General features: G+C 75.9%; 6 protein-coding genes. 2 read left to right on the top strand and 4 right to left on the bottom strand.

Annotated elements, in window-relative coordinates; genetic code table 11:
- Positions 1 to 4: 4 nt before the first annotated feature.
- On the bottom strand, positions 5 to 367 hold the full coding sequence (locus CP980_RS02725; RefSeq protein WP_150492498.1) for an acyl carrier protein: 363 nt from the start codon (positions 365 to 367) through the stop codon (positions 5 to 7).
- A complete protein-coding gene (locus CP980_RS35500; protein WP_208834760.1) occupies positions 351 to 12,434 on the bottom strand; it encodes a type I polyketide synthase in 12,084 nt (4,027 codons plus the stop codon). The genes CP980_RS02725 and CP980_RS35500 overlap by 17 nt, the downstream gene beginning before the upstream one ends.
- A gap of 648 nt (positions 12,435 to 13,082) precedes the next feature.
- Between CP980_RS35500 and CP980_RS02710 the strand changes: the two genes are divergently transcribed.
- Both CP980_RS02710 and CP980_RS02700 read left to right on the top strand, forming a co-directional pair.
- Positions 13,083 to 13,979, top strand: coding sequence for a LysR family transcriptional regulator (locus CP980_RS02710; RefSeq protein ID WP_167535775.1), 897 nt, complete (start codon positions 13,083 to 13,085; stop codon positions 13,977 to 13,979).
- Positions 13,980 to 14,131: 152 nt separating this feature from the next.
- A complete protein-coding gene (locus CP980_RS02700; RefSeq protein ID WP_229906884.1) occupies positions 14,132 to 15,409 on the top strand; it encodes a putative Ig domain-containing protein in 1,278 nt (425 codons plus the stop codon).
- Positions 15,410 to 15,436: 27 nt separating this feature from the next.
- On the opposite strand, the gene CP980_RS02695 is transcribed toward CP980_RS02700, so the two are convergent.
- On the bottom strand, positions 15,437 to 19,876 hold the full coding sequence (locus CP980_RS02695; protein ID WP_150492494.1) for a bifunctional nitrate reductase/sulfite reductase flavoprotein subunit alpha: 4,440 nt from the start codon (positions 19,874 to 19,876) through the stop codon (positions 15,437 to 15,439).
- 96 nt (positions 19,877 to 19,972) lie between these two features.
- Positions 19,973 to 21,058: a substrate-binding domain-containing protein gene (locus CP980_RS02690; RefSeq protein WP_229906903.1), complete on the bottom strand. Its 1,086-nt coding sequence runs from the start codon at positions 21,056 to 21,058 to the stop codon at positions 19,973 to 19,975.
- Positions 21,059 to 21,106: the final 48 nt, after the last annotated feature.

Raw genomic sequence — 21,106 nt, 5'->3', positions numbered from 1 at the left:
GGGCTCAGCCGGCCGTGGGCGTCGCGGAGGCCGTCGCCGTCGCCCTCGCCGTGGAACCGGCCGCCGCTGAGGACGTGCGGGCCAGGGAGGCGTGGGTGACGAGGGTGATGTGGGTGACGAGGTCACCGACCGACATGGCCAGGATCGCGTCCATGTCCTTCTCTGCGAGGAAGCCCATCAGGTCCACCTCGGAGCCGTAGCGCTCGTACAGCAGCTCGGCGAGGGCGACGAACTCGATGCTCTCCAGGGCGAGATCCTCGTTGAAGCTCGTACTCATGGTGACCTCGTCCGCGATGAGGAACTCGTCGCCGAGGATCTCCACGAGCATGCCGGTGATCTCGGCGAGGACGTCAGTGGTGGTGGCCATGGCTGGTCTCCGTGAGGTGGAAGGGGACGGGGGAGGGGACCGCGGGGTGGGCGGTCCAGGCGACGAGGTACTCGCCGGAGCCGGAGCCGGTCGCGCTCTCGGTCCCGGCAGGGGGCAGTGCGGCGATACGAACCGGATACGGCAGCCCCTCGGGCGAGGACACCAGCAGCCCACCGGACCCGGGGTCCTCGGCGACCCGCCAGTCCCGCGGCCGGCCGCCGATCCCGGCGCCGCCGGCCTTGGCGGCTGCCTCCTTCGCGCACCACAGGGCGGTGAGGGCGGCCGCCAGCCCGGACCCCTCGCGGGCGGCCCGCTCCTCGGCGAGGAGCAGCTCGGCCGGCGTGAACGCGATCCGGATCAGCGCCTCGGGATCGGTGGTCACCGGCTCCACGTCGATGCCGACGGGGTGCGAGGGATGGGCGAGGGCCACGGCCACCCGGTCCTTGTGCGCGATCGACAGCCGGAACCCGCGGGCCAAGGCGCCCCCGGGGACGGGCCGCCCGGCCGGATCGTTGCCGACCGGGACCTCCACGGGGAACACCGGACCGGCGCCGCCGTCCCAGAGCAGTTGCCGCAGCGCGTCCTTGGCGGCGATGCGGCCCAGCAGCCACGGCGCGCGGGCGCGCGGCGCCAGCCGCTCGTACGCCGCCCGCTCGGCGGCGCCGAGGTAGCGGCGCATCACCAGCTCCTGCGAGGCGGGGTCTGTCCACCGCCGGCGGGCCAGGCACCAGCCGGCGGGCTGGGGTTCGCCGATGCCGCACACCTCCGGGGTGAACTTCATGGGCCACACCCGCTCGTCCGCCCCGAAGCGGCGGTACGTCCAGCCCTCGATCCGGGACCACAACCGGCCTGCGGAGTCGAGGAGTTCGAGGTCGCCGCGGACGGTGACCTCGCCGACCTCCCGGATCCGTGCGGTGGCGGTGACCAGCGCGTGCGGCGGGGGCGGGGGTCCGTAGAACCGGATCCGGTCGACGGTGGCGGGGAACACCAACCGGTCGACGGGAAGCCGTAGTTGCATCCAGTGCCCGAAGAGCTGCCCGGCGGCGTCGAGCAGCGCGCCCGGGTCGGGGAGGGCGCGCAGGACCCCGTGGATGCCGTCCGATCCGACGGCCCGGACCTCGTGGACCCCGGCGAAGCGGGGCCCGTGGAACATCCACCGGTCCCGGTACAGGGCCTCGGCACTGACGGGCGCGGGGCCCGGATCGCGCAGCGGCGCGGGATCGGGTGCGGGCGGCTGCCCGTGGGCGGGGCCCAGCAGGACGACGACGGAGGCGTACGGCCCGATCCCGACCCGGATCCGTCCGGGCCCCTCGGCGCGGACACCGACCCCGACGTCGAGGGCGGGCGCGGCGGGCAGCCACCGCACGGCCCGTACGTCCTCGTAGCCGAGGAGGACCGCGCCCGGCGGGGCGTACCGGCGCGCCGCGTCGGCGGCCAGCTCCAGCATGGTCGTCATGGGCACGACCGGGAACCGGTCGGAGTCCTCCGCCCACCCGTCGGGCTGCAGGTACACGCAGTGATCGCGTACGTAGGGCAGCGCGTCGAGCGACACCCTCAGCCGCAGCGCCCCGGCCCCCTCCGGCGCACCGGCGCCGGGAACCGGCCCCGGACGCCGGGCGGCAGTCGGGGCCGTACGCGGGGCGGGAGACGGGGCGGGACGCGACGCCGGATCGGCGGCCGCGGCCCGGTCCGCCTCCGGCGCGGCGGCCCGCACCGGCCTGCCCGGCTCCTGCCGCGGCATCGGGCGGGGACCGGCCGACAGGCCGCCCAGCCGGGCGCGGGCCGCCGCGCCGAGACGGACCAGCGGGGAGCCGAGGTCCAGGGGAACGGGCCGCCCCCGTACGGCCTTGCGGGCGGCGGGGGCGAGGACGGCGGCGTCGGCGGGGGCCGGGTCGCCGAGGCGGTCCCAGCGCGGGGCGTGGCCCTCGGCCCACAGGGCGGCGCAGGTGCGCCGCAGGGCGGCCAGCCCCGACAGGCGCGGGGAGGACGTGGCCACCGAAAGGTGCGGGCGGTCGCGCAGCGTGTCCTCCACGAACCCCGGCAGACTGCCCGGACCCATCGTCACGAACGTCCTGACCCCCGCCTCCTCGTACAGGCGGAGCGTCAACTCCCGGAAGCGCACCGGCTCCAGCAGGTGCCGCACCACCAGCTCCCGTACCGCCGAAGGCTCCACCGGGAACGGCGCGCACGTCGTCGCCGACCACACCGGCAGATCACCCCGGCGCAGCGGCAGCCGCGCGAACGCCGCCCGGACCTGCCCCAGGTACGGCTCCCACATCGGCGTGTGGAAACCCGAACGGAACGGCAGCTCCTGGCCCAGGACCCTCTCCCGGCGCAGCCGCTCCAGGACCTGCCCGACCCCTTGGGGGTCCCCGCACACCACCGACTGGTGCGGGCAGTTGTCGTGGCTGACCACCACCCCGTCCACGCCGTGCAGCGCACCCTCCGCCCGGCGCGCCCCGCAGCCCAGCGCCGCGTACACGAGGTCCGGAACCTTCAGCGAACCCGGCCGCAGCGAGTCCAGGAAGGAGTCGGCCGCGTCCTGCGGGTACATCCCGCCGGCCACCATCGCCGCCCACTCGCCGAGACTGTGCCCGGCCAGCACATCGGCCGTGACGCCGAGTCCGGGCAGGATCCGGGCGTAGAACCGGCCGGTGGCGAGGGCGTCCAGCGCCCGTTCCATCAGCTCGGAGCCCCGGCCGAGGCGGGGCCGCTCCAGCCCCATCCGGTCCGCGACGTCGTCCAGAACCGGCGCGAACTCCGGCTCCAGACCCGGGAACAGGAAGGCCGTGGCCCCGCCCAGTGGCTCCGGGGTGAACCACACGTCCCCCCGGCCGCGCCAGGCCCTGCCGCGCGCCACCGCCTTGGCGGCGAGCGCGAGGCGCTGCGGGGTCGGCCCGAGCACGGCCAGCCGGCACGGCCCGTCGCCCGCCGACCCCGAGCCGGCGGCCAGCAGCTCCGCCAGCTCCGCCGGCCCGTCCGCGCCGAGCAGCAGTACGTCCTCCCGCGCCCCGGCCCCCGCCACCGGCCCGCCCGCGGAGCCCAGGGGCAGGAAGCGGCGTACGGGCGGCGCGGCCGCGGTGGATCCCGGGGCCTCCTCCAGCACCGCATGGGCGTTGATCCCGCCGAACCCGAACGCGTTGACCCCCGCCCGGCGCGGCTGCGCCCCCCGCTCCCACGGCTCCGCCGCCGTCACGGGCCGCATCCGCGTCCGGGCCAGGTCCGCGTGCGGTTCCTCCAGGTGCAGCGTCGGCGGCAGCACCCCCTCGTACACGGCGAGCGCCGCCTTGATCAGACCGGCCATACCCGAGGCCTGCATGGTGTGCCCCACCATCGACTTCACCGAGCCGAAGCCGATTCGGGGGCCTCGCGCGCTCTCGTACGGGCCGAACACCTGGGCCAGCGTGTCCAGTTCCGCCGCATCGCCCACGGGTGTGCCGGTGCCGTGCGCCTCCAGCAGCCCCAGCGCGCCCGGGGCCCGCGGGTCCAGGCCGGCCTCCCGCCACGCCCGCTCCAGCGCCCGCACCTGGCCGGCGACCAGTGGGCTCATCAGACTGGCCGCCCGGCCGTCCCCGGCCACTCCGGTGCCGCGGATCACCGCGTAGATCCGGTCGCCGTCGCGTTCCGCGTCGGCCAGCCGCTTCAGCAGCACCACGCCCGTGCCCTCGGAGAGCAGGGTTCCGTCCGCCCGCCGGTCGAAGGGCCGGATCAGCTCGCTCGGGCTCAGCGCCCGGAGCTGCGTGAACACGCTCCACAGCGTGGCGATGTGGCAGTGGTGGACCGCTCCCGCGACCACCGCGTCGCACCGCCCGCCCGCCAGCAGCCCCACCGCCTGGTCCACGGCCAGGAGGGAGGAGGCACAGGCCGCGTCGAGGGTGTAGGCGGGGCCGCGGAAGTCCAGCCGGTTGGCCGTCCGGGCCGCGGTGAAACTCGGCACCAGACCGATCGAGGCGTCCGGCCGCTCCGGGCCGAGCGCCTCCTGGAAGGCGGACCGCACCTCGGAGATCCTGCGCTCACCGAGCTCGGGCGCGAGCTCGCGCAGGGTCTGCGCCAACTGGTGCGCCGTACGCACCCGTTGGTCGAGCCGGGCCGTCGCCACCCCCATGAACCCGCCGCGCCCCAGCACCACCCCGATCCGGGAGCGGTCGGCCGGCAGCCGGTCCTCGCCGCCCGCGTCCGCGATCGCCTCGGCCGTCGCGTGCAGGGCCAGCATCTGGTCCGGCTCGGCCCCCTCCACGGCGGCCGGCATGATCCCGAACCGGGTCGGGTCGAAGGCCGCGAGCCCGTCGACGAAGCCGCCGCGCCGGCAGTAGAACCGGTCCCCGCGCACCGGCCCGGCGGCCCCCTCCGGTGCGTAGTAGACCTCCGGATCCCAACGACCCGGCGGCACCTCGGAGATGGAGTCCGTACCGGCGAGCAGATTGCGCCGGTAGGCCGCGAGGTCGGCGGCGCCGGGGAAGACGGCGCCCATACCGACGATGGCCGCGTCGCCCGGTCGGGGGCCGCGCCGCTGTCGCTCACTCATGGCCGGCGCCCTCCTCCGCCATGAGGACCACCTGTACGTCGCCTCCGTACGCGAGCTCCGCGAGGAAGGCGGCGGTCCCGGCCTCGGGGAGATGAGGGGGATGCCGCGCCGGGCGTACGCCCGCTCCAGCTCCGGGGTGACCATCCCGCCCGCCTCGGCAGCCCAGGGGCCCCAGTCGACGGAGAGGACCCGGCCCGGGAAGGAGTCGGCCCAGGTGAGCGCGAGCCCGTCGAGGGCGTCGTTGGCGGCGGCGTAGTCGCTCTGGCCGCGGTTCCCGTACACCCCGGCGACGCTGCCGAAGAGGGCCAGGAAGGCCGGGGCGGGGGCGTCGCCGTGCTCGGCCGCCGCGGCCGCCAGGTTCCGGGCGCCGGCCACCTTGGTGGTGAACACCTCCGCGAACACCGCCGGTTCCTTGTCGGCGAGCAGTCCGTCGCGCAGGGTCCCGGCGCCGTGGACGATGCCGTCGAGCCGGCCGTGCCGGGCCCGTACGTCGGCCACGACGGCCCGTACGGCCTGCGCGTCGGTGACGTCGGCGCAGTGGTACCGGACGGACGCGGCGGCCCCGGCGAGGGCGGCCAGCGTGGCCCGCACCTCCCGCTCGGCCAGGATCCGCGAGGCCGCGGCCTCGATCTCGGCGGGGGTGCGCAGCCCGCTCCCGATGAGGGCGGCTCGCAGCGCCACCCGGTCACCGGCGTGCACGAACTCGTCGTCCCGGCCGACGGGTTCGGGCGTGCGCCCCACCAGCTCGACGTGGCAGCCGGTGGCCCGGGCCAGAGCGACCGCGGTCCGGGCCGTGATCCCCCGGCCGCCACCGGTCAGCAAGACGACGGACCCGGGCCCGAGCGCACTTCCGCCGAGCGTGACGCCCGGAGCTTCGCCGGAGGAACGGAGGGGCGCCGGGACCGGGCGCTGGGTGATCCGCAGCCCCTGGGCGGTGTATCCGACCGAGGTGAGCCCGTCGCCCTGGTCGCACAGCTCGGCGAGCAACTGGGCGGCCGTGCGCGCCGGGTCCTCCTTGGGGTGGAGGTCCACGGCCCGGACCAGGGTGCCGGGGAACTCCAGGGCGGCGCTGCGGGCGAAGCCGTGCAGGCCGCTCCCGGGGGTGGAGCCGAGGAGCAGCCGGCGGACACCGCCGGTGAGGGCTCGCTTGTACCCCGCGAAGGCGGCCGGGAGCACGGGCTCCTGGCCGGCCCGGAGCGCGGACAGGTCGACGAGGGCGTCGAATCCGGCGTCGGCCCGGGCCACCACCTCCCCCCGGGCCCCGTGTGCTTCCAGGGCCCCGCAGAGCGCGAGCGCCACGCCCTGCCCGTCGTCGACGACTGCGATCCGCAGCCCCCGCAGCACGCCGGGATCCCCGTCGGCCGCGGCGACCGGCACCTCCTCCACCCGCATCCGCCGCAGCACCGTGGCCGCCGCGGGCCCGGCTGGTGCCGGGGCCGGAGCCGGAGGGGATGCCGGTACGGCTGCCGGTGTGGCTGCCGCCCTGGAAGCCGCCGGGGCAGGAGCCGCGGGCGCGGGTGCCGGCGCGGCAGGAGCTGCCCCGCTCGGCGCCGCGCTCGCGGCCGGGGTGGTTCCCCGCGCGGGAGCTGCCGGCGCGGGGGTGTGAGAGGTGATCCAGTCGACGACGCCGCGCAGGGTCTTGATCCGGGAGAGCTCCTCCACGGCCGACTCGCCGGAGCCGCTGCCGGGGTCGGTGGGCAGTCCGATCCGGTCGGCGAGGGCGCCGATGATCTCGACGCGCTTGATGGAGTCGATGGAGAGGTCGGCTTCCAGGTCCAGCTCGGGGTCGAGCATGTCGCGCGGGTACCCGGTCCGGGTGTGCACGATCTCCAGAACGGCCTCCATGACCTCCTCGGCGGACCCCGCACCCACCGGCTCCCCCGAACCGGGGGCGTCGGCACTGGCCGGAGCCCCGGCGTACTCCGCCGAATCCGCGCCGCCGACGGCCTCGGCGCCCGCCGGGTGGGCCGCCCCGTACCCGTTCACGCCGGTTTCCCCGCCGGCGCTCCAGGCCTGGGCGTGCGCCGGGGCGGTCGGTACCTGTCCGTTCGCGAGTTCCCAGGTGCCGGGTGGCCAGGCCTGTGCACCACCGGGGTCGTCCCCGGGCCACGCCTGCGCATCCGCCGGCCGAGCCAGGGCGTCCGGGTAGCCCGTCGGCCCGCGGCCGTCGGCGCCGGCCGCCCGCGCACCGGGCCGGGCCCGTGCACCGACCGTATCGGCCGGGCCACCGGGGTGGGTCGGCCCTCCGCCCGGAGCCGGCGCGGTCCCCAGATAGCCGAGCAGGACGGCCCGTTGGGCCTCGATCAGCTCACGGGACCCCCGCAGGTACTCCAGAAGCACCTCATGGCGGGCGTCGGGCGCCGCGTACCCGGCGGGAGCGGGAGCGGGCACCTGCCCGGACGCCGCCGCGCCGTGCCGTACGGAGCCGGGCGCGGCCGACGGCCCGGACGCGGCGCCGGAAGCGGGAGGCCACGCGTGTGCGGCGGGCGACGGAGCCGCCGGGTACGGTGCCCGGTCGCCCGCCGGCCCCGGTACGGGACCGGAAGCGGCATGGGGCGCGGGTTCCGCCTGCCATGCCGGCCCGGGCGTCCCGACCGCGGCCGCGTCCGGCGCCGGTGTGGCGTCGGGCGCCGTTTCCCAGGTGAAGCCGGCCGCCGCCGCGGGCGCCGGTACGGCTGCTCCCGCCGCCGCAGGGGCCGCGGGCGGGGCGGGGGCGTCCACGCGGCGCGGGGGCCGCAGGCCCCCCGGGACCGGGGCGCCCGCGGCCGTGCGGGTCAGATGGCCGTCGACCAGCCAGCCCGGGCGGCGCGGGGCACGGTCCGGGAGGGCGCTGGTACGGCCGCGGAACAGGGGCTCCGGGGTGATCGGGACTCCGGCGGCGGCCAGTTCGGCCAGGGCCGTGACCAGCCGGGTCAGCCCGTGCTCGCCCGGGACGTCCAGCGGGACCACCGTATGCGGCCGGTCGGCGAGGATCCGGCCCACCAGGCCCGACAGGACCCGGCCCGGCCCCACCTCCACGAACGTCCGGACCCCGGCCGCGTACATGGCCTCCACCTCGTCCACGAACCGGACCGGCTCCGCGACCTGCCGCGAGAGGAGGGCCCGTACCCCCTCCGCGTCGGCCGGGTAGGGCGACGCTGTCGTGTTCGACCAGACCGGGACGGCGGCGTCGGCGACCACCGTCCCGGCCAGCTCGGCCGTCAGAGCGGCGGCCGCCTCCGCGACCACCGGGCTGTGGAACGCACACGCCACCGGAAGCAGCTGCGCCGGGACGCCCGCCGCGCGCAGCGACTCCACCGCCGCGGCGACCGCCGCCGCCGGACCCGATATCGCGCACTGCCGCGGCGCGTTGTGGTTCGCCACCACGCACCCGGCCCGCTCCGCGACCTCCCGTACCTCCTCCGGCGCGGCCGATACCGCCGCCATGGCCCCCGGGTCCTCCCCGGCGGCCGCCCGGATCGCCTCGGCCCGGCGCGCGCTCAGCCGCAGCAGGCTCTCCGTGTCGTACGCCCCGGCCGCCCACAGCGCGGTGAGCTCCCCGTACGAATGCCCCGCCACGCAGTCCGGCCGTACGCCGAGCCGCCCCAGCAGCAGGTGCGCCGCCGCGCCCGCCAGCCCGAGGGCCGGCTGAGCGACGCGGGTGTCCGTGACCGCCTCCCGCTGCGCGGTCCGCTCCTCGGCCGTGAACACCGCCGGCGGGAACATGGCCGAGACGACCGGCTCCGGGGCCTCGTCCAGCAGGCCGCGCAGCCCCGGGAACGCCATGTACAGATCGCCCAGCATGCCCACCCGTTGACTGCCCTGCCCGGGGAACAGGAACGCCACCTGTCCCGGCTCGGCCGACTCCTCCCGTACGTGGACCCCCTCGCCCGCCGTGAATCCCCGGGCCCGCTCCAGCCGGGCCGCCAGCTCGTCCAGGCCGGCGGCCACGACCGCCACCCGCACCGGCCCCGAGCCCGCGGCGCAGGCCTCCGAGGCCAGGTCCCGCAGCGCCCACGGCCGCCCGGCGGCGTCGTTCTCCTCCAGCCGCGCCGCCAGCCGGGCCATCGCCCGCCCCGCCGCCCGCCGGTCCTCGCCGCGGAAGCAGAACAGCTCGGCCGGCCAGTCCTCCCGGCACTGCTCCGGCTCCTGCGCGCCCGCGTAACCGGCCAGCACGGCGTGGTAGTTGGTGCCGCCGAACCCGAACGCGCTCACGCCCGCGATCCGCCGCTCCACCGGCACCGCCCACGGCCGGGCCTCGGTGTCGAAGACGAAGGGGCTGGTCTCGGCCCGCCAGGCGGGATTCGGCCGCTCGATGTGCAGGGTCGGCGGCCGGACCCCCGCGTGCACCGCCCGGGCCGCCTTGATCAGCCCGGCCAGGCCCGCCGCACACTTGGTGTGCCCGAGCTGCGATTTCACCGAGCCCAGCGCACACGTGCCCACCCCGGCCCCGGCCGCGGTGAACACCTCGCTCAGCACACCCAGTTCGGTGCTGTCACCGACCACCGTGCCCGTACCGTGCGCCTCGACCAGCCCCACCTCGCGCGGTGAGACGCCCGCCCGCGCGTAGGCCCGCTCCAGGGCCCGCCGCTGCCCTTCCGGCCGGGGCGCGGTCAGCCCGAGGGAGCGGCCGTCGCTCGACGCCCCGACCGCCTTGATCACCGCGTACACCCGGTCGCCGTCCCGTTCCGCGTCCGCGAGCCGCTTCAGCACCAGCGCGCCCACGCCCTCGCCGAGCGCGATGCCGTCGGCCGCGGAGTCGAAGGGCCGGCACCGCCCGCCCGGCGACAGGGCGCGCACCGAGGCGAACAGCAGGTAGTCGTTGATCCCGTTGTGGACGTCGGCGCCCCCGCACAGCACCATGTCGCTGTCCCCGTCGCGCAGTTGGCGGCAGGCCAGGTCCAGTGCGGCCAGTGAGGAGGCGCACGCGGCGTCGACCGTGCAGTTCGCGCCGCCGAGGTCGAGCCGGTTGGCCACCCGGCCCGCGATCACGTTGGCGAGGATCCCGGGGAAGGAGTCCTCGGTCAGCCGGGGGAGCTGCTCGTCCAGGGCGGGCGGGAGATCGCCGAGGTAGGCGGGGTGCAGCGCCCGCAGTCCGTACGCGCCCGCCAGCTCGGTCCCCGCCTCCGCGCCGAAGACCACCGAGGTCCGCGAGCGGTCGAACGCCCGGTCCTTGCCGTAGCCGGCGTCCACGAGGGCCCGCCCCGAGATCTCCAGGGCCAGCAGCTGCACCGGCTCGATCCCGGCCAGCGAGGACGGCGGTATCCCGTGCGCGAGGGCGTCGAAGGGCACCGGGTCCAGGAATCCGCCCCAGCGCGAGGGGGTGCGCTCGCCGGCCCGCGCCGGGTCGGTGTCGTAGTAGAGCGCCGGGTCCCAGCGCTCGGCCGGCACCTCGGTCACCGCGTCCCGGCCGCTCAGGACCTGCGCCCAGAACCCGGCGAGATCGGGAGCGCCCGGATAGGCGCAGGCCATCCCGACGATGGCGATGTCGAGCGGGTCGCCGGCCCCGCCGCCGGCCTGCTCCCCGGCGCCGGCGAGTTCCCGGGCCCGCCGCTCCAGCAATCGCGTCGCCCCCTCGGTCACCTGGGCGTGCAGGGCGGCGACCGTGGTGGTCCCGCCGCGCAGCGTGGCGGCCTGCCCCAGCATGAACAGCCCCTCCGCGTACTGCCGTTCCTCGTCCACGGGCTCCAGCCGGTCCCTCTCGCCACGGCGCAGCCCCTTGCTGGCGATCCGCAGCCGCCCCAGGTTCAGCCGCTCCAGCTCCTCCCACATCTCGCGCGGCTCGGTCCCGCCCTGCGCGAGCCGCTGCCGGGTCTCCTCGAAGGTGTGGGCGTACGGGGTGTCCGCGCAGCGCGTGGCATGGCCGGGCGCGGTGTGCAGCAGCACGGTGTCCGTGCATTCCAGCGCCGCGCGCTGGAACCGGGGCGTGACCGCGCCCGCCGCCACGGCCTCCTCGGTGAACAGGTAGGCCGTGCCCATCAGCACGCCGATCCGGGCGCCCCGCTCGGCCAGCGGCGCGGCGGCCGCGACCGCCATCGCCGCGGACCGCTCGTCGTGGATCCCGCCCGCGAACAGCACGTCCAGGGCTTCGGGTTCGGGGCAGGCGAGCAGCCGCTCGATCTGCTCCTCCCACAGCGGGAACGAGGCGCGCGGCCCCACGTGGCCGCCGCACTCCAGCCCCTCGAACACGAACCGCCGGGCCCCCTCGGCGAGATACCGCTCCAGGAGGCCCGGCGAGGGTACGTGCAGATGGGTCAGGGTCCCGGCGGCCTCCAGCGGGGCCGCCTGGGCGGGGGTGCCGCCGGCGATGATCGCGTACGGGGGCCGGGTCCCGGCCACGGCCGCCAGCTGCTCCCGGCGCAGCTCGGCGGGGGCGAAACCGAGCAGGCCCACGCCCCAGGGCCGGTCGCCGAGCCGCTCGGCGGTCTCGGCCAGCAGGCGCCGTACGTCCTGGCCCTCCATCACCGCGAGCGCCAGGTAAGGGACCCCGCCCGCGGCGGCCACCGCCTCCGCGAACGCCGCCTGGTCGCTGACCCGGGTCATCGGGCCCTGGGCGACGGGCCGGGCCGCCATGAGCGGCCGGGACCGCGCCACGGCCGCCAGGTGCCCGGTGACGGCCGCCCGGAGGGCCTGGAGCACCCCACCGGTGGTGCGGTGGCGGGCGGCCAGCCGGGCCGCGGCGGCCGCGTCCTGGCCGACGGGCAGCAGTTGCGTACGCAGGTCCCGGGCCCCGAGCAGAGCGGCGACCGGCCCCTCGGGCGAGGGAAGGTCGGGCCGCGCGTACACCCGGTACCCGTCCACCAGCCGGGTCTCGGACCCGTCCATCGCCCGTACGGCCGCCGCCACTTCCGCCGGCAGCCCCGCCACGCCCTCGGACGTCAGGGCTAGTTGTACGTCGACCAGCACCCCCGCGGCTCCGCCCGCGACGGCCGCGGCCGCCGTATGCGGGCCGATCCCGCCGCAGGCGATGACGGGCACGCCGAGGCCGGGGCCGGCGAGCAGCTGCTGGAGCAGGACGAAGGTGGTGGCCCCGCCCACGCGTCCGCCGCCCTCGTGCCCCTTGGCGACGACCGCCCCCGCCCCGGCGGCCACCGCTGCCCGCGCCTGCGCGAGGCCGGTGGCCTCGGCCCAGATCCGCGGCCGCCCGGGCGCCGCGGCCCAGGCTGCCACCCGCTCCGCCGTGTGCTCGGCCGGGTCGGCGAGCAGCACCGTGTCCACCTCGGCGGGCAGCTCCTGCGGCCCGAGCGGGCAGCCGGCGGGCACCCGCACCCCGTGGCGCCGCCCGGGGCCGAGCCGCCGGGCCAGCTCCGCGAGGGCGGCCCGCGCGGCATCGGGATCCCGGCCGAGGTCGAGCAGCCCGAGGCTGCCCGCCCGCTCGGCGGCGATCACGATCCGGGGCTGCGGCTCCTCGAAGGGGCTGAGCGCGACCACGGTGTCACGCGGGTCCGGGGAGAGCGGGTCGGACGGCTGCGGGTGGGCGCGCCGGGCGTCGGCGGGCCGGGTGCCGGCGGGCCGCGGGGACGGCTCGCCTGACTGGGGGGACGGCATGGGCTGGGGGGTCACGGGCGCTCCTCATCGAGTGCTGTGTCACATGTCGCCGGATGCGCAAGCGCTGGGCAGGGCGTGGCGGCGCACCCCCGGCAGGCCGGGGCGCCGGGGTGAGCGGGTGCGGGGCTGCACGGGGCACAGGGTGAGCGGGGGACGGAGGGGGACGGACGGCGGTGCGAGGGTGAGCGGGGGCGCAAGGGTGAGCAGGGGGGGAGCGGCGGCGCAGGGGCGAGCGGGCCGTGCGGGGGCGGCGGGGAACGCGCGCAGGCAGTTCCCACCGGTACAGGTGGCCGGGCGACCCGTCTGGGTGGGACGGGCTTGAACGTTGGTCAATTCCCCTGACGCCGGGATGCATCGTGCGGTGGTCGCCGTGCACTGTCAACGGCCATGCGGAGTAAGGTCCTTCACGTACCGGAGTGTTATCGGAGGCTCCCCTGCCGCTTCGACGGCACCGTGCGAGGGGCTTCTCCGGGCCGCCGACCTGCGGTGTTCCCCGGTCGGGCGGGCGCCGCCGGAGCGCGGGCCGGCGCGCGGCGGGAGCCGGGGCTCATGCCCGGCCGGTATGCCTCGGCGCCCCCCGGGCATGCGCACCCCGTCACATTCGGGCAGTTGTTCACCATGACGCCCCTTACAGGGTCGACCTCGCGCGGTTACCGTCCGGTCATGACCCCCACACTCGCGCAGCTTCGTTATCTCGTCGCCGTCGCGGACTGCGGTTCCATCACCGGCGCGGCCGCCTCGGTCTTCGTTGCCCAGTCCGCCCTGTCGCGGGCCGTCCAGGCCATGGAGCGCGACCTCGGCATCGAGCTCCTCGCCCGCCGGGGCAGAGGGGTGGACCTGACCCCCGAAGGCACCCGGGTGGTCCGGCTGGCCCGCACCGTCCTCGACGCGGTGGACGCCATCGACGACATCGGGACCCCGAACGGCAAGGGTGGACGGGCCACCACCCTCACCCTCGTCACCACGCCTACGCTGGCCCTCGACCTGGCCTCCGAGCTGGTCCCGGCGTACACCGCGCGCCACCCCGGCGTGCACGTACGGCTCCACCAGCACGACGGGCGCGAGTCGCTGGTGCAGGAACTCCTGGACGGGACGTCGGAGTTGGCCCTCGTCGACCTGCCCGTCGACAAGGAGCTGTCCACGCACCACATCCAGGAGCGCGAGGTGGTGCTGGTCTCGCCCGCCGGCTCCCGGCTGCCCGACCCGGTGCCGTTCCGGATGCTCGACGGCCTGCCGATGGTGCTGCCGACCCCGGGCACCGGGCGGCGTACCGAGATGGAGGCCATGTTCAGCTGCCTCGGGGTCCGTCCCGTGCCCGCGTTCGAGGTCGACGAGAGGCTGGCCTGGGTGACCGGCGTGACCGACGGCCGCGGCTCCCTCATCTGGTACCGGGACGTGGTGCTGAGGGCCTTCGGCAGCCGCGCCGAGATCCGCTCCTTCACCCCGCCCCTGCTGCGCCCGGTGGGCATCGCCCACGCCCGCCGGCCGCTGACCCGCGCCGCCCGGGCGTTCATCGCGCACGCCCGGCACAACGCCCCCGTCCGGGAGCCGGCGCGCTGACCGGAAGCCGGCGGAGGGCCCCGTGGGCCACCGGAACTCCCCCGGAACCCACCGCGTTTCGGCCAGGCATGCCGCCCCGGCATTGAACGATGCTCAAACGGGGGGTCGCCGGGCCTGGCGTGCACCATCTGATGTGCCATCACATGGTGCGCATGTCTCGACTCCTCACACCCCCCAGGGCCGCCGCCCTCGCGACCGCGGTCCTCGCCACGGTGCTGCCGGCCGCCGCATGGCTCACGGCCGGCCCCGCCGGCGCCGCGACCGGCCGAGCCGCCGTTCCCGGAGCGCCGGGATTCGGGGCCGCTGCCGCCGCGCCCACCCCGGAGCGCAGGTGCACGCTGCCCGCCGGCATGGCCGAACTCAGCGGGCTCGCCATGAGCCGCAAGCACCCCGGAATCTTCTACGCCGTCAACGACAGCGGCAACACCAACCAGGTCTTCGCCGTCGACTGCACGGGCGCAACGGGCCAACTCAAGGCCACCTACACCCTGTCCGGCGTCGGCAACACCGACTGGGAAGGGCTCGCGATCGGCAAGGACGCGGCCGGGCTCCCCGTGGTCCTGGTCGGCGACATCGGGGACAACTTCGGCGGCCGCGCCGAGATCCTCGTGCACTCCTTCGCCGAGCCCGACCAGCTCGCCAACGCCACGGTGACCCCCGTGACCTACAAGTTCGCCTACGCAGACGGCCGGCACGACGCCGAATCCCTGCTCGCCGACCCCGGCACCGGTCAGCTGTACATCGCGAGCAAACTGATCGGAGCGGCTGGGCAGTTGTACAAGGCCCCGCTGCCCCCGCAGACCGGACAGGTCAACACGCTCACCGCGGTCCGGCCCGGGCCGGTCTTCACCACCGACGGCGCGTTCTCGCCCTCGGGGGCTTCGTACACCCTGCGCAGCGGCGGGCCGCTGGGCGCGAACACGGCCTCCGTGTACGACTCCGCGGGGACCAAGCTGGCGGACGTCGCGCTGCCGGCCCAGTCGCAGGGCGAGACGGTGACCTACTTCGACTGCACGAGCCTGCTCGTCGGCTCGGAGAACGACACCCAGATCTGGCGGGTCCCGCTGCCGCCGGAGGCCACCCCGGGCTGCGGAGGAGGAACCCCCACCCCGACCCCCACCCCGACCCCGACACCCACTCCCACCCCGACCCAGACACCCACACCCGGTGATCTGAAACTCACCGATCCCGGACCCCGGACCTGTAAGTTCAACCAGACCTGCACCATCCAACTCACCACCACCGGAGGCAAACCCGCCATCCGCTACACCGCCACCGGACTCCCCCTCGGACTCACCATCGACACCAACACCGGCCGCATCACCGGCAAACCCTGGGCCACCGGAACCCTCCAGATCACCGCCACCGCCACCGACACCACCCCCACCACCGCCACCACCACCTTCCCCCTCACCATCAACTGGTTCTGAGACGGTCCCGCCCGGAGCCGACGCCCGTCAGTACACGTCCCGGGCGTACCTCTTCTCGGCGGAGAGCTGCTTCAGGTGCGCGGCGGCCTCGTCCTCGGTCAGGCCGCCGTGGGCCACGGCGACGTCCCGCAGCGCCCGGTCCACGTCCCTGGCCATCCGGCTCGCGTCGCCGCACACGTAGAAGTGGGCGCCGTCCTGGAGCCAGGACCAGAGCTGGGCGCCCTGTTCGCGCATCCGGTCCTGCACGTAGACCTTGGACCGCTGGTCACGGGAGAAGGCGAGGTCCAGACGGCTGAGCGTGCCGTGCCGGTGCAGTTCCTCCAGCTCCTCGCGGTAGTAGAAATCGGTGGCCCGGCGCTGTTCGCCGAAGAACAGCCAGTTCCCGCCGTGGTGGCCCAGCGCGCGGCGGTGGTCCAGGAAGCCCATGAAGGGGGCGATCCCGGTGCCCGGGCCCACCATCACGGCGGCCGTCCCGGGATCCGCGGGCGGCCGGAAGTGGGCCGAACGCTGGACGAACAGCGGTACGGGACTGCCCGGTCCGGCGTCCGCGAGGAAGGCGGAGGCCACGCCCTTGCGGGGGTGGCGGCGCGGACCCTCGTAGCGCAGGACCGAGACGGTGAGGCTCACCTCGCGCGGGTCGACGAGGGGGCTGGAGGATATGGAGTACAGGCGAGGCTGGAGCCGTTTGAGGCGCTCGGCCCACTCCTGGGCGCTGAGCCGGACCGGGAACTCGGCCAGGACGTCCACGGGCTGGCGTCCCCAGATCCAGCGGGCGAGGCCGTCCTTGTTGTCCGGGCGCGTCAGCCGGCGCAGCTTGCGGTCGCCGGTGTGCTCGGCGACGAAGCGCAGCAGGTCGGGCGTGACGCGGGTGATGTCCAGGTGCCGGTGCAGCGCCTGGGCGAAGGGCACGGGCCGGTCGTGTCCGGGTACGGCGACCTCGGCGTCCGCGGCCAGCCCGGTGACGGCCAGCCATTCCGCCACCAGCTCCGGGCAGTTGACCGGCTGGACGCCCAGGGCGTCGCCCGCCTCGTAGGACGGGCCCTCCTCGCCGAGGTCGAAGGTGAACCGCCGGACCTCCTTGGCGGCCCCGTCCAGGCTCAGCAGCCGGTTGCCGGTCAGCCGGGCGGTGTGGCGTGCCGAGTGCCGGGCGGCGGCACCGGCGGGGGCGGCGGCCGCCCTGCCCTGAGCGGCACCGGTCCGCGCAGGCTCCGCGCCCGCCGGCGCCGCAGGGGCCACCGCCCCCGGTGCCGGGGCGGCCAGGGCCGCGCGTACCTGCTCCAGCCAGCTCCCGGCGGGCTCCTCGTACTCCGGCTCGCACTCCACGCGGGGCACCAGACGCCGGGCTCCGAGCTCTTGGAGGCGCCCATCGAGCCGGCGGCCGTGCCCGCAGAAGGAGGCGTACGAGGAGTCGCCGAGGGCGAGCACCGCGTACCGGACGCCTTCGAGCCGGGGCGCGTCGGCCGCGCTCAGCGCCTCCCAGAACGCGGCTCCGTTGTCCGGGGCCTCGCCGTCGCCGAAGGTGCTCGTGACGACCAGCAGGTCCGTGCCGGGCGTGAGCGAGGCGGGGAGCCGGTCGGCCATGGCGTGCACCCCGGCCGGGAAGCCGTACCGGGCCAGGGCGGCGCCGACGGTGGCGGCGAGTTCCTCGGCGTTCCCCGTCTGGGAGGCCCACAGGACCACGGTCCGGCGCGCCGGCGTCCCGGGAGCCACCGGGTCCGGCGCGGGAGCGGAGGGCGGTGTGGCCGCGGGGGCACCCGGGGGCAGCGCGGCGAGGGTGCCGGCCGTACGGGAGTACGTGCCGGCGAGCACCCCGTCCACCCAGAGCGAGTGTCCCTCCTCGAAGGGGGCGCCGGGGGGAAGCCGCGGTACGTCCGTACCGGGCGGGGAGGAGGCGAGCCCTGCCAGGAACCCGGCGAGGTACTGGCGTTCCCGGTCCGAGAGGGCGGGCGGCGCATGCCCGTCCAGCCCGAACAGCGAGGTGAGGGCGGGGAGGGCGGTCGTCGGCCGGACGGTGACGTGGTGCATCAGCGTCGTCGTGGTGCGGCCCGGACCGGTCTCCCCGCCGCGCGCGCCACCGGAGCCGCCCGGGACGCCCGCGTCGCCGTCCGGGGTGGTGACGGGGACCGGCGCGCGCCTCCTGGCCAAGGTCACCGCGCAGACCTTGAACTCGGGCTGGAACGACAGCGGATCGACGGCGTCGTTGGTGACGGCGTTGACACTGAGGTACTCGCCGAACAGGTCGTTCCAGTGGAACGGGGCGAAACAGGTACCGGGCCGCACCCGGTCGGTGACCACGGCCGGCAGCACCGCCCGGCCGCGGCGCGAGGCCACCTCCACCCCGTCGCCCTCCGCGATTGCGAGGGCCGCCGCGTCCTGCGGGTGGATCTCCACGAACGGGCCGGGGGCGAGCTTGTTCAGTTTGGCGACCTTGCCCGTCTTGGTCAGGGTGTGCCACTGGTGCTGGAGGCGCCCGGTGTTCAGGACGAACGGATAGTCTTCATCGGGGAGTTCGGCGGCGGGAAGGTGCGGCCGGGCGAAGAAGCGGGCCCGCCCGGAGGCGGTGGGGAAGAGCAGTCGCGGACGGCTGCCGTCCGGACGCTCGGCCAGGGTCTGGCTGACGCCGTCGTTGACGTACCGCACCGGATTGCGGTCCGGTCCGCCCGGAGCGGCCGGCCACTGCACCGGTCCGCCGCGCAGCCGCTCGTACGTGACGCCGCGCAGGTCCCAGCCGGTCGTGGGGTTCCAGGCCTGGCGCAGCTCCTCGAAGACCTCCTCGGCGCTGCCGTACGTGAAGGCCTGCGCGAATCCCATCTCGCAGGCGACCCGGGCGATCAACTGCCAGTCGGGCAGGGCCTGTCCGGGAGGGTCGAGGACCCCCTGCACCAGCGTGAGGTCGCGCTCGGAGTTGACCATCACGCCGTCGGCCTCGGCCCAGAGCGTGGCCGGGAGCACGATGTCGGCGTAGGCGTTGGTCTCCGTCTCGGCGAACACGTCCTGGGTGATGACCAGTTCGGCCGTCTCCAGGGCCTTGATGACCGTACTGCGGTTGGCGACGGAGGCGACCGGGTTCGTGCAGATGATCCAGCACGCCCGTATCTCCCCGGCCGCCATCCGCTCGAACATCTCGACCGTGCCGCGCCCGGCGTCGGTGCGCAGCGTGCCCTCCGGCAGACCCCACAGCTCCTCGGTGAAGCGCCGGTCCTCCTCGACGAGGACCGAGCGCTGTCCGGGCAGGCCCGGGCCCATGTAGCCCATCTCGCGGCCGCCCATGGCGTTGGGCTGGCCGGTCAGGGAGAAGGGGCCGCTGCCGGGGCGGCAGATCGCCCCGGTGGCCAGGTGCAGGTTGACCAGGGCGTTGGTGTTCCAGGTTCCGTGGGTGGACTGGTTGAGCCCCATGGTCCAGCAGCTCATCCAGTCGCCCGCCTCGCCGATCCAGCGGGCGGCCAGCCGGAGGTCGGCCTCCGGTATGCCGGTGGTCTCGGCCACCTTCGCGGGCGGGTAGTCGCGCAGGAAGGCGGGCATGTCCTCCCAGCCCTCGGTGTGCTCGGCGATGAAGGCCGGGTCGGTCCAGCCGCCCTCGACCAGCAGGTGGAGCAGCCCGTTGAGGAGGGCCAGGTCGGTGCCGGGCCGTATCTGCAGGAACAGGTCCGCCTTGTCGGCGGTGGCGTTGCGGCGCGGGTCGACGACGATCAGCTTGGCGCCGGCGGCCTTGACCCGGTCCATCATCCGCAGGAAGAGGACGGGGTGGCAGTCGGCCATGTTGGCGCCGATGACGAAGAAGGCGTCGGCGCGGTCGAAGTCCTCGTACGATCCGGGCGGGCCGTCGGCGCCCAGCGAGAGCTTGTAGCCGCTGCCCGCGCTGGCCATGCACAGCCGGGAGTTCGACTCGATCCGGTTCGTGCGCAGGAACCCCTTGGCCAGCTTGTTGGCCAGGTACTGGGCCTCCAGGGACATCTGGCCGGAGACGTAGAGGCTCAGCGCGTCAGGGCCGTGGGTGTCCAGGACGGCCCGCAGCCGCTGGGCCGTCCGGGTGATGGCCGTGTCGACGTCCACGGCGGCGGTCCCTGCGCCCCGCTCCTCGCGGACCAGCGCGGTCCCGAGCCGCCCGGGGGCGGCCAGCAGGTCGGCGTGCGTGGCGCCCTTCGTGCACAGCCGCCCGGCGTTGGCCGGGTGCCGCTTGTCACCGACCGCCTTGGCCACCGTACGGCGGCCGTCTGCGCCCCGGGTGACGTCCAGCACGATCCCGCAGCCGACACCGCAGTAGGAGCAGACCGTCCGGACGGATCCGGTCGCCGAGTCCCCTGCGGGGCCTGCCGACGCTTCCCGTCCGCGTCGGCTCGATGCTTCCGCTTCGGACACTGGAGACCTCCTGGGAGAACACCGGCCGACCCCCGGGCACCCGGGCGCCGCGGCCGTGTGCAGGTCGATCCCGTGGCACCCAACGTAGAAAGCCCCTGTTGCGCGCATGTGACGGGCGGCGCCGCCCCGGGGTTACAAGCGGCTGCGCGGGCGCGCCCACCGGCCGTGAGGCGCGCATCGCCCATCCACGCAACCACGGCCGGGTCAGCCGTGCCAGATCTTCTCGTACGCCTCCCGGTAGCCCTTGGGGTCCCAGGAGGTGGCCCCGGCGCTGTTCTCTGCCGTCGCGATGTGGACGGGGGCCACGTAGCCGCTGGCGGGCCGGCCGGCGAAGGCGCGGTTGAACTCGTCGACGATCTGCCAGCCCTGCTGGGAGAGCGGCTCCGGGACGGTGGCGGCCTGGTACTGCTCGCTGTTGATGCGCCGGAACGCGGACGGATCCCCGTCCCCGGCGCCGATGTTGAAGGGCGGCCCGGCGCCGGGCCTGCCGGCGGCGCGGAAGGCGGGCGCGGCGTCGTCGAAGTAGAGGTCGTTGATGGCGACCGAGTACGTCCACTTCTTGCCGAGCCGGGGCAGCAGCGAGGCGACCTCCTGGGGGGTGCGCCGGCTCGCGTCCGGGATCGGGATGTTCTTGTGCGCCAGGAGATCGACCCCCGGGCAGGCGGCGAGCCGACGCTCGATGAGCTCGGACTTCGTACCGGCGAAGGGGATCGAGTCGTCGGTGAAGACGACGACCCCGGCGGCCCCGTGGGAGCGCGCGATGACCCAGTCCGCGCTGGCCTTCGCCACCTCCTCCACCTTCGTGGTGACGTTGGTGAACAGCGGGGGGCTGGTGCTCGGGCCGGGGGCGCTGACCGCGTGCCAGCCGACGAGCGGGATGCCCGCGGCCTCGGCCCGCGCCACCTGCTGGGAGGTGGGCCGGGGATCGAAGCCGCCGATCACGATGCCCGAGGGCTTGAGGGTGACGGCCTGGCCGAGGGCCGCCTGGATGCCGGCGGGGGTGCCCTCCCCGTCGATCACCCGGACGCTCCACCCGATGGTCCGCGCGGCCTCCCGCACGCCCTTCGCGACCGCGGCCACCCCCGGGTTGGTCATGGTCTGGGCCACGTACACGAGGGTCTTGCCGGGAACCGCCCGGGGACCCGTGGTCGGGCCGTTCCACGAGGTGTCGGTGCTCTCGGCCCGCCGCACGGCGGCCTCGGCCTCCTGGAGGACGGCCGGGCAGCCCGCGGCCGATGTGCCGCCGGCGTCCGGCGAACCGCCGCCCCCGCAGCCGGCGACGGCGGGCACGGCCGCCGCCAGCAGGGCGATGGCCGCGAGGACGGTCCTGCGGTGCGG

This window comes from Streptomyces vinaceus, assembly GCF_008704935.1.
GTDB lineage: Bacteria > Actinomycetota > Actinomycetes > Streptomycetales > Streptomycetaceae > Streptomyces > Streptomyces vinaceus.
The sequence above is the reverse complement of the archived record's forward strand: the minus strand, read 5'-3'. Positions and strand labels throughout refer to the sequence as shown.